Origin of the sequence: Vibrio satsumensis, assembly GCF_050337435.1 — a bacterium.
Lineage (GTDB): Bacteria > Pseudomonadota > Gammaproteobacteria > Enterobacterales > Vibrionaceae > Vibrio > Vibrio satsumensis.
This window is the reverse complement of sequence record NZ_JAKJSX010000018.1, coordinates 1-14124: the sequence shown is the minus strand read 5'-3', so window position 1 is coordinate 14124 and position 14124 is coordinate 1. Positions and strand designations below refer to the sequence as shown.

Genomic DNA, 14124 nt, shown 5'->3' with positions numbered 1-14124 from the left:
ACTCGTGCTTATTTTTGCAGTAGAGAGATGTCAGCAATTTGTAGGAACAGGTTACGTAGGTTGTTCAGTAGCGTTAGACGGTTCTTCTTAAGCGCTTCGTCATCAGCCATCACCATTACGTTATCGAAGAATGCATCAACAGGTTCACGTAGGTCAGCAAGTTTGCTTAGGGCTTCTTGGTAGTTGCCTGTTGCGAATGCTGGCTCTAGTGCTTCTGTCATTACTTCAACGTTTTCAGCCAGTGCTTTCTCTGCGTCTTCTTGAAGAAGCGTTAGGTCTATTTCAGCTGGTAGCTCGCCATCGAATTTCGCAAGGATGTTACCTACACGCTTGTTCGCTGCTGCTAGTGCTTCTGCTGCTTCCAGTTCACGGAAGTGAGAAACCGCTTTAACGCGTTGGTCAAAGTCAGCTGGCTTAGTTGGACGACGTGCTAGTACCGCTTGGATGATATCAACGCTGAAACCAGCATCTTGGTACCATGCGCGGAAACGACCTAGCATGAAGTCGATAACGTCAGCTTCTACGTTTTCGTTAGTCAGCTTGTCGCCTAGTAGCTCTTTCGCTTTACCGATCAGATCGGTTAGGTCTAGGTTGTAGCCGTTTTCAACGATGATACGTAGTACACCTAGTGATGCACGACGTAGCGCGAATGGGTCAGAACCTTTTGGTGCTTGGCCTATACCGAAGATACCTACGATAGTATCTAGCTTGTCTGCCATTGCAACTGCAGAAGAGATACCTGTGCTTGGTAGATCGTCACCAGCGAAACGAGGCATGTACTGCTCGTAAAGTGCTAGTGCAACTTGCTCGTCTTCACCATCGTGAGTCGCGTAGTGCATGCCCATTACACCTTGTGTATCCGTGAATTCGAATACCATAGATGTCATTAGGTCACACTTCGCCAGTAGACCTGCGCGCTTAGATTTCTCAACGTCAGCATCGATTTGCTCGGCGATGTAGCCAGCAAGTTCTGTGATGCGGTCTGTTTTGTCTTTGATAGTACCAAGTTGCTTCTGGAAGATAGCTTGGTCTAGCTCAGCAAGACGATCGATCAGCGGACGCTTACGGTCGGTGTTGAAGAAGAACTCAGCATCAGCAAGACGCGGACGTACCACTTTCTCGTTACCTTCGATAACGTGACGAGGCTCTTTAGACTCGATGTTTGATACGAAGATAAAGTTAGGAAGTAGCTTCTTGTTTTCGTCGTAAACAGGGAAGTACTTTTGGTCACCCTTCATGGTGTAAACCAAAGCTTCAGAAGGTACTTTTAGGAACTCTTCTTCAAACTTCGCTGTAAGTACTACTGGCCATTCAACTAGAGACGTTACTTCTTCAACAAGGTCATCTTCTAGGTCAGCTTTACCGCCAACCGCTGCTGCCGCTTTTTGAGAGTCAGCAAGGATGATCGCTTTACGCGCTTCGTAGTCTGCCATTACTTTACCGCGCTCTTCTAGGATCGCAGGGTATTGGTCAGCAGAATCGATTGTGAACTCTTGTTCGCCCATGAAACGGTGGCCACGGATAGTACGAGCAGATGCTACGCCAAGGATTTCGCCTTCAACAAGTTCATCACCTAGTAGTACTGTCAGTGTTTTCACTGGACGGATAAATTGAATGTCTGAGTTACCCCAGCGCATTGCTTTAGGGATTGGTAGGCCAGCTAGTGCTTTCGCAGCGATGTCCATCACCAATTCTTGAACAGGTTTACCAGCCACTTCTTGTTTGAAAAGAAGCCACTCGCCTTTGTCTGTTTTTAGACGGTCAGCTTGATCAACAGTAATGCCGTTACCACGAGCCCAACCTTGTGCTGCTTTAGTCGCGTTGCCTTCAGCATCGAATGCAACAGAAACAGCAGGACCACGTTTTTCAACGACTTTGTCTGCTTGTCCTTCAGCCAGTGCTGTTACTTTAAGTGCTAGACGACGAGGTGCTGCGTACCACTTGATGCCTTCGTGAGAAAGCTCAGCCGTTTTAAGACCTGCTTCAAAGTTAGAAGCAAATGCTTCTGCTAGAGAACGAAGTGCTGTTGGTGGAAGCTCTTCCGTACCCAGTTCAATTAGAAAATTCTTCGCCATGATTATTTGTCCTTCTTACACATTGGGAAGCCAAGCGCTTCACGTGACGCGTAGTACGCCTCAGCAACTGATTTAGTCAGGTTGCGGATACGAAGGATGTAACGTTGACGCTCTGTTACAGAGATAGCTTTGCGCGCATCAAGGATGTTGAATGCGTGACCTGCTTTTAGAATGCGCTCGTAAGCTGGAAGCGGAAGTGGCTTCTCAAGCTCAAGTAGCTCTTTACACTCTTTCTCGCACTGGTCGAAGAAAGTGAATAGGAAATCTACGTCTGCGTGCTCGAAGTTGTAGGTTGATTGCTCAACTTCGTTTTGGTGGAAGATGTCACCGTAAGTTACGTTAGAACCGTCTGGTGCTATGTTCCATACTAGGTCGTAAACAGAATCTACTTCCTGGATGTACATTGCTAGACGCTCGATACCGTAAGTGATCTCACCTGTTACAGGCTTACACTCAAGACCGCCAACTTGTTGGAAGTAAGTGAATTGAGTCACTTCCATACCGTTTAGCCATACTTCCCAACCAAGGCCCCATGCGCCTAGTGTTGGGTTTTCCCAGTTATCTTCAACGAAGCGAATGTCGTGAACAAGCGGGTCGACACCAAGAACTTCAAGAGAGCCTAAGTACAACTCCTGGATGTTATCTGGAGAAGGTTTTAGAGCTACTTGGAATTGATAGTAGTGCTGCAGGCGGTTCGGGTTTTCACCGTAACGACCATCGGTCGGACGACGAGAAGGTTGAACGTATGCCGTAGACATTGGCTCTGGGCCAAGTGCACGTAGACATGTCATTGGGTGAGAGGTGCCAGCACCTACTTCCATATCTAGTGGTTGAACAATGGTACAACCGTTTTGTGCCCAGTAATCCTGCAGCGCGAGGATCATTCCCTGGAAGGTTTTGATATCGTATTTTTGCATAGTCAGGTTCGCGCGATTCTTTTAAATGAATGAGAAAAATAACCTCTGAGTATACCGAGATATTTGTAAAGCGAGTAGGGGTAATCTTGTTTAATTAGTGGTCTAAAATGTCGTTTAGTGGATTTTTGTGCCTTTAATGTTTGTTTTTCGGCACAAGTGGATATTTTGATAACTTTGACACTTGTGTTTGAAAGCATGGGCTATTAAAATCTCGCGGTCTTTGGGGAGTAGCTTACTTATTCATATCCTATTGAATGAGTTCGTTCGTCAACATAATTGATGCAAAATCATCATGGCGTTCGAGGCAACCACCACCTTGGTGGTGTTTAGCAAGACCATAGACAAGCATCGTGAACCGGGATGGGGCGCGAGGTTTGTCTTTGGTTAAATATAATAATCCCCATCCCAAATGAGCATGTCGTGAGCGTTTTAGCAATTTCAATTACAACTGTCGCCTTAGCCGAGATCGGTGATAAGACTCAGTTGCTATCTCTTTTATTAGCCAGTCGATATCGCAAGCCGATACCTATCATCGCAGCTATCTTCTTTGCCACCATTGCCAATCATGCCCTTGCAGCATGGCTCGGGGTCGTGGTTGCTGATTATCTTTCACCTGAAGTATTAAAGTGGGTGCTGGTGGTCAGTTTCATTGCGATGGCTGGCTGGATTTTGATTCCCGATAAGTTAGATGACGATGAACAGATCTCAAACCGAGGACCGTTTGTCGCCAGTTTTATCGCTTTCTTTATTGCTGAGATCGGCGATAAAACCCAAATTGCGACCTCTATCCTAGGGGCTCAATATGCGGATGCATTAGCGTGGGTGATTCTGGGTACAACCATTGGTATGTTGCTGGCAAATGTGCCTGTGGTGATCATCGGTAAGCTGTCTGCTGATAAGATGCCTCTTGATCTGATTCGTAAGATCACAGCCTTGTTATTCGTGGGTTTAGCTATCGCTGCGGCTTTCTATTGATAGGTGGTATTGAGTCTTATTATACTCAATCAGTAGAGTAATGTGTTGTAGGTCATACTCTTACAGTATTGTGGGGTTTATCGAGCGAACGGACATATAACTGTCATACTTGTCATGATATTTTAATCTTGTGAGTTAAGAACACGAGGGCATGATTATGTTGACGCGTTATATGGGTATTACTCCACAAAGCCAAAGTTATCTATTTACCTTTGGTCTTGCACTTACATTATTAGGCATGGTGTTGACGGACATGTGGCTGCCAATGGTCGCGGGTGCCATCATCATGACTGCGCTTGCGGTAGAGGCTTGGATTCGGGTCGCGCATATTATTCCGATGCGCAAAGATATCCGAGAAATTCAGCATCAGCTGGAGCATCTGCAAAACAAGTCTAGAAGCGAATAAACAAAAAGCCGCTGGTACTCTGAGTTCTGTTTAAGAACATAAGGTACCAGCGGCTTTTTTGATACTTGATAGTCGGTGGGGCGCTACGCCTCCAATCCCTTTCTGATCAAATACTGGTAAGGCAACGTTTCTGTTGCTTGGCCTACCAACTGGTGATCCATGAATCGACAAAAGCTCGGAATATCTCGAGTTGTCGAAGGGTCGTCAGCTTTTACCAGTAACACATCGCCATCCTGCATGTTTCTAATTGTCTTCCTGACCATCATTACTGGCTCTGGGCAACGCAGGCCTTCAGCTTCTAAAGTATGGGTTGCCAGTTCAGGTTTGAATGTCATGGTTTGTATCTCTATATCTATCTAACGAGTGAATAATACGTCTGCAGAAAAAATATGCAATAAGTGCTTGGCAAACAGAATCATTTCCTATAACTTAGTTAACAAGTTGATAACAACTTGAAACAAAGGCAACTAGCTAAGGAGTGGCGATGTTGACAGGATTAGATAGATTAACAATTTATTCGGTTCTCTGTTTTATTTCTTTTTGTGCGTTAGTACTACGCTCATCGACAGAGACCTCACTGATGCCAATCTTTGGCATAGTAGCAACGATTATTGGTATTTGGGTAGAGATGCGCCGTTGGCAAGGCATAGCCGAGGAGCAAGAGCACTAACCCGGATACAACAAGCAAATTCCGATACGACAACATTCCGACACTATCCCCAGATTTTCTTGGGCTTCCCCGCGTAATTGCGGGATTTTTTTTATCTAAAGCATGCTATAAACAACTTAGTGACCAATGATAATTGTATACAGCTAGGTAAGTGGCGTGGAATTAGAAGACATCTATCGTAGAGACCTGAATTTACTGGTCGCCTTAAAAGTATTGATTGAAGAGGGTAGTGTTAGCCAAGCCGCGCTTCGTCTTAACTTAAGTCAATCGGCAACCAGTCGAGTGTTAGGGCGCTTAAGAGAATTACTTAACGATCCGCTGTTTACACGCCAAGGTCAGCACCTTATTCCTACCAAGAAAGCCCTCGAGATCAGTCAGCGCATTGATCAACCTTTGGAGTCTTTTCGCCAATTACTTAGCCCGAGTGATTTTGACCCCTATTACTGCAGTGAGCGCTTCCTGATTGCGACCACTGACTACGCGATGCAAACCATATTGCCTTATGCATTGCCTAAGATATATGAGCAAGCGCCGAATATCTCTTTGGAGTTTGCACCACTGCAGCATGAGCATTTGTTTAAGCAGCTCAGTACCGAACGTGTTGATATGGCGATTTGTCGTCCGAGTGGCAGCATTTCACCACTTCATCAAGAGGTCTTGGGACCGGTTGGTGTATCGTGTTTGTTATCTAAAAACCACCCATTGGCCGAACAGCCTTTAAGCCTTGAGGATTATGTTTCTTTACCTCATGCGATGATTGCGATCAGTGATGGTGTTAAATCTTTATTAGACAACGCTTTAGCTAATCAACAGCCTCGTAAAATGGTGCTGCGCGCTTATCATCTTGAAGCGGCATTAGCGATTGTCGATAGAATGCCATTAGTGATCACAGTACCTGCTGATTTGGCTTATTTGGTAGCAGAGCGTTATGACTTAGTCGTTAAACCGTTGCCATTTGAGTTTATGCCGTTTGATTACTCACTGATATGGCATGCTCGTTGCGACTCTTCTGCTTCACAGCAATGGTTAAGAAGAGTGGTCAAAGAAGAGTGTGGCGAGCTGATTCAAAAACGGATTGCGGATGTAGGTTTGGGTTAATTGAGACTTAGTTTGGACTCACTCGACCTAAATGACAAAAACGCAAAAGGGCTGATTACTATCAGCCCTTTGTTATTTTGGGTTACGGGAGTTTAATTCACAATTACAGTTTAATAACAACGCGACCAGTGATTTGACCGTTAGTGATGTCTTCTGCGGCTTGAATTGCACCGTCTAAAGACACTTCTTTGGTTGCTTGAGCGTAGAAAGATTCTGGTAGTAGCTCAGCCAGCTGTTCCCACGCTTTAATACGTTTCTCACGAGGGCACATTACTGAATCAACACCTTGTAGGCGAACGTTACGCAGAATGAATGGCATTACCGTTGTTGGTAAGTCAAAACCGCCTGCTAGACCACACATCGCAACTGCACCGTTGTAATCAATTTGTGCCAATACTTTCGCAAGTACTTTACTACCTACTGTATCGATAGCACCAGCCCACAGTTGTTTTTCTAGTGGTTTAGCTGGTTCTTCTAGTTCAGCACGTTCAACAATGCGTGTCGCGCCTAGTGATTTTAGTAGTTCACCGTTTTCTGAAGCTCGGCCTGTTACTGCTGCTACTTTGTAACCTAGTTGGTTTAGTAGAGTGATAGACACACTGCCTACGCCGCCACTTGCACCTGTTACTAGGATTTCCCCGTCTTCTGGCTTGATGCCTGCATCTACGATTGCTTGCACACAAAGCATAGCGGTGAAGCCAGCAGTACCGATTGCCATTACTTTTTTCGCGTTTAGACCTTTAGGCATAGGCACTAACCAGTCACCGTTTAGGCTTGCTTTCTCAGCCATGCCACCCCAGTGACCTTCACCAACACCCCAACCAGTCAGAACTACTTCGTCGCCCGCTTTGTAGCGAGGGTCATCAGATTGTGAAACCACACCAGAAAGGTCGATACCAGGAACCATCGGGAAGTTGCGAACAATGCGTCCTTTACCTGTAATCGCCAAACCATCTTTGTAGTTCAAAGAAGAGTAGCTTACATCGATCTTCACGTTGCCTTCTGGTAATTGAGACTCTTCAATTTGAGAAACTGATGCGATAGTTTTTTTGTCTTCTTGGTTTAGTACAAGTGCTTTAAACATGATCTGCTCCATGGGAGAAATATTAGGAAACTGAAGTAACTGTAGTTGAATCATCCGAGAAAAAATAATGAAACATCAACATTGAATCTATGCGTTTTGTGCATAGATGTAAGTAGTGATTTTCTTTCGCTAAATTCGGTGAACGAATCTATGTATTGTTGGATGTCGAGTAATAAAAAGTGCAGCTATATAAATATAGCTGCACAAAAGATTACTCTTCAAGTATTACCGTCAGTGATCGCTATGGGCGTTCAAATACCGTTGCAATACCTTGACCTAAACCAATACACATGGTCGCTAAACCGTATTTCACGTCTTGTGCTTCCATTAGATTGATTAGGGTTGTAGATATACGAGAGCCAGAACAACCTAGTGGGTGACCAAGAGCAATGGCACCGCCGTTAAGGTTTACTTTCTCGTCAACCACATCCAATAGACCTAGGTCTTTCGCACATGGAAGAGATTGAGCGGCAAACGCTTCGTTTAGCTCAATCACACCCATATCTTCAATGGTTAGGCCTGCACGTTTAAGTGCTTTTTGGGTTGCTGGGACAGGGCCGTAACCCATGATTGAAGGATCGCAACCTGCGATAGCCATAGACTTCACGCGAGCACGAATCTTGAGGCCAAGTGCGTTGGCTTTCTCTTCACTCATGATAAGCATTGCAGAAGCACCATCAGACAATGCTGATGAAGTACCTGCTGTTACCGTACCGTTTGCCGGGTCAAATACCGGGCGAAGCTGAGATAGGCCTTCAACCGTGGTTTCAGGGCGAATCACCTCGTCGTAGTCTAGGGTAAATAGAGAGCCGTCTGCAGCGTGAGCTTCTGTTGGTAAGATTTCATTTTTGAAACGACCCTCAACCGTCGCGGCTTGAGCTCGAGCATGTGAGCGCGCTGCGAATGCATCTTGGTCTTCACGGCTAATACCGTGCATTTTACCTAGCATCTCAGCCGTTAGGCCCATCATGCCCGCAGCTTTCGCTACGTGTTTTGACATGCCAGGGTGAAAATCAACACCGTGGTTCATTGGTACATGACCCATATGTTCCACACCACCAATCAGGCAGATTTCAGCATCACCAACCATGATAGAGCGGGTTGCATCATGCAGAGCTTGCATAGATGAGCCACATAAACGGTTGACCGTCACCGCACCAATCTCAATCGGTAGACCAGCAAGCAAGGCAGCGTTACGTGCAACGTTGAAGCCTTGCTCTAGTGTTTGTTGTACACAGCCCCAGTAAATGTCTTCAATTTCGACAGGGTTTACTTCTGGGTTGCGCTCTAAAATGCCTTTCATCAAATGTGCAGACAGATCTTCAGCACGAGTGTGACGGAAAGCTCCACCTTTGGAACGTCCCATTGGGGTACGAAGGCAATCAACAACAACTACATTTTTCATTTTGCTATTCCTTTTCCAAATGTGGGTTACAGAGAACTGGCTTGTTGGCTGTCGTAAAAGCTTTCGCCCTTAGTTGCCATATCAAGCAATAGTTGAGGAACTTGGTACATTGCACCTAAGTCTTGGTAGCCTTTCGCCATTTCAACGAAGTTACCAATACCCACACTGTCTAAGTAGCGGAATACGCCGCCTCGGAATGGAGGGAAGCCTAAACCGTAAACCAGTGCCATATCCGCTTCTTGCGGTGTCGCGATAATGCCTTCTTCTAGACAAAGCACCACTTCGTTGATCATTGGAATCATCACGCGCTGGATAATGGTCTGGTCATCAAAGTCTTGTGGCTGTTGGCATACGTCAGCCAAGATAGGAAGAATGTCTTCAGAGAAGGTCTTCTTAGGACGACCGCGTTTGTCTACGCTGTATGTGTAGAAACCGCTACCGTTCTTCTGGCCGTATTTTTCAGCGACATAAAGCGCGTCGATCGCATCACGACCTTCTTTGCCCATACGCTCTGGGAAACCTTGTGCCATTACTGCTTGTGCGTGGTGTGCTGTATCTAGGCCCACAACGTCTAGCAAGTATGCTGGGCCCATCGGCCAACCGAACTTACGTTCCATGACTTTATCGATTTTAGTGAAATCAGCACCGTCACGTAGCAACATGCTGAAACCGCCAAAGTAAGGGAAAAGTACACGGTTTACGAAGAAGCCCGGGCAGTCATTAACAACGATTGGGGATTTGCCCATTTTCGCTGCGTAAGCGACTACGCGATTAATGGTTTCTTCTGAAGTATGCTCGCCTCGGATGATCTCAACCAAAGGCATGCGATGCACAGGGTTAAAGAAGTGCATGCCACAGAAGTTTTCTGGGCGCTTCAAAGATTTTGCTAGCAGGTTGATCGGAATCGTTGAGGTGTTTGATGTAAGAACCGTGTCTTCACCAACCAAACCTTCCACTTCGCTTAATACTGCTGCTTTTACCTTAGGGTTTTCTACAACGGCTTCCACAATCACATCTGATTGTTCAACACCTGCGTAATGTAGACTTGGAGTAATAGAAGACAGAATGCCTGCCATTTTGAATCCATCTAGGCGACCGCGTGATAAGCGTTTATTCAACAGCTTAGAAGCTTCGTTCATACCAAGATCAAGAGATGCCTGTGCGATGTCTTTCATCATCACTGGTACGCCCTTTAATGCTGACTGGTAAGCAATACCGCCGCCCATGATGCCAGCACCAAGTACCGCAGCACGTTCAGTCGCTTTATTCGCAGATTTACCAGCCTGTTTTGCTAAGCCTTTAATGTATTGGTCATTTAAGAACAGGCCAACCAGTGCTTTCGCTTCTTCAGATTTTGCTAGCTTAACGAAGTGTTTACGTTCGATGTCGAGTGCTGCATCGCGATCGCTACGTGCTGCTTCTTCAATAGCAATTACCGAAGTAATTGGCGCTGGATAGTGAGGTCCTGCTTTTTGAGCAACGAGACCTTTAGCCATGGTAAAGCTCATCATCGCTTCTAGTTTGCTTAGTGAAAGCGCTGATGTTTTTTGTTTACGGCGCAGCTGCCAATCGAGCTTCTCATTGGCTGCCAAAGAAACTGTGTTGATCGCTGATTCTAATAGTTGGTCTGTTTCAACAATCGCATCTAACAAGCCAACTTTAAGTGCTTCATCGGCACGGCATGCTTTGCCTTGCGTGATAATTTCCATTGCGCTGTCAGCACCGATAACACGAGGTAGGCGCACACAACCACCAAAACCAGGCATGATGCCAAGTTTGGTTTCTGGTAAACCTATGCTGGTGGTCTTGTCACCGATACGGAAGTCGGTAGCGAGTACACATTCACAGCCGCCGCCAAGGGCATGGCCACGCATCATTGAAAGAGTTGGGACAGGAAGGTCTTCGAGCTTGCTGAAGATTGAATTAGCGAATCTTAACCATTCATCAAGTTCTGCTTCTGGCTTAGCAAATAAGCCAAGAAATTCAGTGATGTCTGCGCCTACGATGAACGCGTCTTTGTTTGAAGTTAAGATTAAACCACGTAATCCAGCGTGAGCATTAAGAGCATCTAACGCTTTATCTAGTGATTCTAAAGTAGCAAGGTCGAGTTTGTTTACAGAGGCCGGCGCACAGAAGCTAAGTTCTGCAATACCATCTTGTAATTCCTTTACCTGTAAGGTGTTAGCTTGGTAAATCATTGTCTATCTCCATGACATACAATCCACGATTGTTTGAGAGAATCTTGTTATCTTTCTATTATTGTAGAATACCTGGTAAGACCAGTCATTCTAGTCTGTACCTCTGCTTGGTGAATTTCAATACATTTTTTAAACAATTGTTTAACATTGTGCGATGGCACAGATCCTCTAACCCTTATTATTCACGCGTGATACACTTCGCCGCTCTTATTAATTAAGTTAACGATATGAATGAACAGCCCTATTTAATACCGTCAGCGTCGGTTCTGTTTGAAGAAGAGATAAAGAAGAGCGTCTTCATTACTCATCTTGCTCATACTCCAAGTGTAGAAGCTGCTAAACAGTTCGTAGAACAGGTAAAAAAAGAGCATTCATCAGCACGACATAATTGTTGGGGCTTTGCTGCAGGGCGACCTGAAGACTCAATGAAATGGGGCTTTAGTGACGATGGAGAGCCATCTGGTACTGCGGGTAAGCCTATTTTGGCGCAACTGTCTGGTTCTGGTGTCGGTGAACTGACTGCCGTTGTCACTCGTTATTCTGGCGGAATCAAGCTTGGAACGGGTGGGCTAGTAAAGGCGTATGGTGGAGGAGTGCAACAAGCTCTCAAGCTGCTTCAAACTATCGAGAAAAAAATAACCACAAAATTACGGCTAGAGTTAGACTATGGCTTTGTGCCAATCGCGCAATCCATTATGGCTCAACATCAGGCTGTTGAAGTCCAAGCGGATTATGGTGTTCAAGTTGAGCTTATTATTGAAATAGAGCTCCTTCAGGTAGATTCGTTTACCCAAACCATGATCAATAAAAGCGGTGCCAAGGCACTGGTAACGAAAGTCAAAGACAACTAGGAAGTGTGAAGCATTTCGCTTCGTTCAATAGCTCATGCAATTTCGCTCAATTATTCGAATCGTCGGATTATTATTAGCACTTTTTAGTGTATCAATGCTCGCACCTGCGCTCGTCGCACTGATCTATAGAGATGGTGCGGGTGTGCCATTTGTGACGACTTTCTTCGTTCTATTATTTTGTGGAGCAACTTGCTGGTTTCCAAACCGACGCTATAAACATGAATTGAAGGCGCGAGATGGCTTTCTCATTGTGGTGTTGTTCTGGACGGTAATCGGCAGTGCAGGTGCGTTGCCGTTTTTGATCGCGGATAATCCGAGCGTTTCTGTTACTGATGCCTTTTTTGAATCGTTTTCTGCATTAACGACCACGGGTGCAACCGTCATTGTTGGCCTCGATGACCTACCTAAAGCAATTCTATTTTACCGCCAATTCCTGCAATGGTTTGGTGGTATGGGTATCATCGTATTGGCGGTAGCCATCCTTCCCGTTCTGGGTATCGGTGGTATGCAGTTATATCGTGCTGAAATCCCAGGTCCTGTAAAAGACAGTAAGATGACACCGCGTATTGCTGAAACGGCAAAAGCTCTGTGGTACATCTATCTCAGTTTAACGATTGCTTGTGCGGTGGCGTTTTGGCTGGCAGGTATGAGCTTCTTTGATGCAATCAGTCATAGTTTCTCTACCATTGCTATTGGTGGTTTCTCGACACATGATGCCAGCATGGGATATTTCAATAGCCCTGCTATAAACATGATTACCGTTGTATTCCTTCTTATATCTGCTTGTAACTTCTCTCTTCACTTTGCCGCGTTTGCGTCTGGTGGTGTGCATCCCAAGTACTATTGGAAGGATCCTGAGTTTCGCGCTTTTATCTTTATTCAAGCGCTACTGTTTTTAGTCTGCTTCTTATTACTGCTTAATCATCATTCTTACGACTCTTATTACGATGCATTTGATCAAGCATTGTTCCAAACCGTTTCTATCTCGACGACCGCAGGATTCACTACTACCGGTTTTTCCGAGTGGCCGTTATTCTTACCTGTGCTGCTTCTGTTCTCTTCTTTTATAGGGGGCTGTGCAGGTTCAACGGGTGGCGGTATGAAAGTCATTCGAATATTACTGCTTACCTTGCAAGGTGCTCGTGAAATGAAGCGCCTTGTCCACCCGCGAGCTGTCTATACCATCAAGGTTGGCGGTTCGGCACTACCACAGCGTGTCGTGGATGCAGTTTGGGGTTTCTTCTCTGCATACGCATTGGTTTTTGTGGTTTGTATGTTGGCTCTGATTGCAACCGGTATGGATGAGCTGAGTGCTTTCTCTGCCGTAGCGGCAACATTGAATAACCTTGGCCCGGGCTTAGGTGAAGTGGCAATGCACTTCGGCGATGTGAATGACAAGGCTAAGTGGGTGTTGATCGTATCTATGCTGTTTGGTCGTTTAGAGATATTCACCTTATTAATTTTATTGACCCCTACGTTTTGGCGTAGCTAAGGACAACATTTTGGCAAAAGCTCTATTTTTGTATTCAAGCCGTGAAGGGCAGACCAAGAAAATCTTGAACTATATAAAAGAAGAAATGAATGAGTTCGAATGTGAGCTTCAAGATCTGCACACCATTGGTAATGTCGACTTTGCTCAATACGACAGGGTGTTGATTGGCGCATCTATTCGCTATGGGCATCTCAATAAGAAGCTATATCAGTTCATTGATGCCAACCTTGCTCAGCTGCAATCAAATAAGGTTGCCTTCTTTTGCGTTAACTTAACAGCGCGTAAAGAAGACCAAGGAAAAGATACCCCTGAAGGTAGCGCCTATATTAAGAAGTTTCTTCTAAAGTCCCCATGGCAGCCGACTCTAATCGGTGTGTTTGCTGGCGCACTCTATTATCCACGTTATAACTGGTTCGATAAAACCATGATTCGCTTCATTATGAATATGACAGGTGGTGAAACGGATACAACCAAGGAAGTCGAATACACAAACTGGGAAAAAGTCTCTTTATTCTCTAAGAAACTGCAAGATATGTAAGAGAAAAGCCTACTTTTGAGGCGTTTTGTGCTCTTTTTAATCGAACGAATAAAAAAACGAGAAAAACTTCAAAAAGGGCTTGCCAGTGTGATCGAAATCTCTATAATGCCACCTCGCTGACACGGGATGGCTTCTTAGGAAACCAAAACGAATCAGCAGGTCAAATTAGCCAAGCTAAGCGCTTGAAAAAAGTTTTGAAAATAGTGGTTGACACTAAAACTTAAATCGCTAAAATGGCCGTCCGATTTGAGCGAAGCTCAAAAAGGAAAAGCTCTTTAACAATTTAAACCTATCAATCTGTGTGGGCACTCGTTGATGAATATCAAAACGTTTTATCGTTAGATAAAACAGATTCTTCGGAATCAAAATTGATTTCAATGAACTGAGTGACCAATACAAATGACTTCGGTTATTT

At 45.1% G+C, this 14124-nt stretch carries 13 protein-coding genes and 1 riboswitch; of the genes, 7 read left to right on the top strand and 6 right to left on the bottom strand.

Translation table 11 applies throughout. The annotated features are described in order from the left end of the window. Window positions 1–8: 8 nt before the first annotated feature. Both glyS and glyQ read right to left on the bottom strand, forming a co-directional pair. Window positions 9–2075 carry a glycine--tRNA ligase subunit beta gene (gene glyS, locus L4C44_RS20645; protein WP_285953984.1) on the bottom strand — a complete coding sequence of 689 codons (2067 nt, stop codon included), beginning with the start codon at window positions 2073–2075 and terminating at the stop codon, window positions 9–11. Window positions 2076–2077: 2 nt separating this feature from the next. Then, a complete protein-coding gene (glyQ, locus tag L4C44_RS20640) occupies window positions 2078–2992 on the bottom strand; it encodes a glycine--tRNA ligase subunit alpha (protein WP_285953983.1) in 915 nt (304 codons plus the stop codon). 210 nt (window positions 2993–3202) lie between these two features. Further along, window positions 3203–3378: riboswitch (yybP-ykoY riboswitch) on the top strand. 34 nt (window positions 3379–3412) lie between these two features. Between glyQ and L4C44_RS20635 the strand changes: the two genes are divergently transcribed. Together L4C44_RS20635 and L4C44_RS20630 are read left to right on the top strand one after the other, a co-directional pair. Beyond that, window positions 3413–3967: a TMEM165/GDT1 family protein gene (locus L4C44_RS20635; RefSeq protein ID WP_017058817.1), complete on the top strand. Its 555-nt coding sequence runs from the start codon at window positions 3413–3415 to the stop codon at window positions 3965–3967. Between the two features lie 151 nt (window positions 3968–4118). Next, window positions 4119–4373 carry a hypothetical protein gene (locus L4C44_RS20630; RefSeq protein ID WP_017058818.1) on the top strand — a complete coding sequence of 85 codons (255 nt, stop codon included), beginning with the start codon at window positions 4119–4121 and terminating at the stop codon, window positions 4371–4373. An 83-nt stretch (window positions 4374–4456) separates the two neighbouring features. Here the strand turns inward: L4C44_RS20630 and tusA are convergent, their stop codons facing one another. Then, on the bottom strand, window positions 4457–4708 hold the full coding sequence (gene tusA / locus L4C44_RS20625; RefSeq protein WP_004736675.1) for a sulfurtransferase TusA: 252 nt from the start codon (window positions 4706–4708) through the stop codon (window positions 4457–4459). A 149-nt stretch (window positions 4709–4857) separates the two neighbouring features. Here tusA and L4C44_RS20620 point away from each other — a divergent pair, with 149 nt between their 5' ends. Together L4C44_RS20620 and L4C44_RS20615 are read left to right on the top strand one after the other, a co-directional pair. Continuing rightward, entirely contained in the window at window positions 4858–5043 is a 186-nt protein-coding gene (locus L4C44_RS20620) for a hypothetical protein (protein ID WP_004736674.1), read from the top strand. A 156-nt stretch (window positions 5044–5199) separates the two neighbouring features. After that, window positions 5200–6141, top strand: a complete 942-nt coding sequence (locus tag L4C44_RS20615; protein WP_428805643.1) for a LysR family transcriptional regulator — start codon at window positions 5200–5202, stop codon at window positions 6139–6141. A gap of 103 nt (window positions 6142–6244) precedes the next feature. Here L4C44_RS20615 and acuI read toward each other — a convergent pair whose 3' ends face one another. The 3 genes from acuI to fadB form a co-directional block, all read right to left on the bottom strand. Further along, window positions 6245–7225, bottom strand: coding sequence for an acrylyl-CoA reductase (NADPH) (acuI, locus tag L4C44_RS20610; protein ID WP_086712375.1), 981 nt, complete (start codon window positions 7223–7225; stop codon window positions 6245–6247). A 241-nt stretch (window positions 7226–7466) separates the two neighbouring features. Then, window positions 7467–8630, bottom strand: a complete 1164-nt coding sequence (gene fadA / locus L4C44_RS20605) for an acetyl-CoA C-acyltransferase FadA (protein WP_017058821.1) — start codon at window positions 8628–8630, stop codon at window positions 7467–7469. Between the two features lie 26 nt (window positions 8631–8656). After that, window positions 8657–10828 (bottom strand): fatty acid oxidation complex subunit alpha FadB, encoded by a 2172-nt coding sequence (gene fadB, locus L4C44_RS20600; protein ID WP_146492805.1) that lies wholly within the window; start codon window positions 10826–10828, stop codon window positions 8657–8659. Between the two features lie 227 nt (window positions 10829–11055). Between fadB and L4C44_RS20595 the strand changes: the two genes are divergently transcribed. From L4C44_RS20595 to hemG, 3 genes are read left to right on the top strand one after another with little or no spacing between them, the layout of a single operon-like run. After that, on the top strand, window positions 11056–11679 hold the full coding sequence (locus L4C44_RS20595; RefSeq protein ID WP_428805642.1) for a YigZ family protein: 624 nt from the start codon (window positions 11056–11058) through the stop codon (window positions 11677–11679). A 34-nt stretch (window positions 11680–11713) separates the two neighbouring features. Next, window positions 11714–13171, top strand: a complete 1458-nt coding sequence (locus tag L4C44_RS20590) for a TrkH family potassium uptake protein (protein WP_048657784.1) — start codon at window positions 11714–11716, stop codon at window positions 13169–13171. 10 nt (window positions 13172–13181) lie between these two features. After that, window positions 13182–13709: a menaquinone-dependent protoporphyrinogen IX dehydrogenase gene (hemG, locus tag L4C44_RS20585; RefSeq protein WP_060983437.1), complete on the top strand. Its 528-nt coding sequence runs from the start codon at window positions 13182–13184 to the stop codon at window positions 13707–13709. Window positions 13710–14124: the final 415 nt, after the last annotated feature.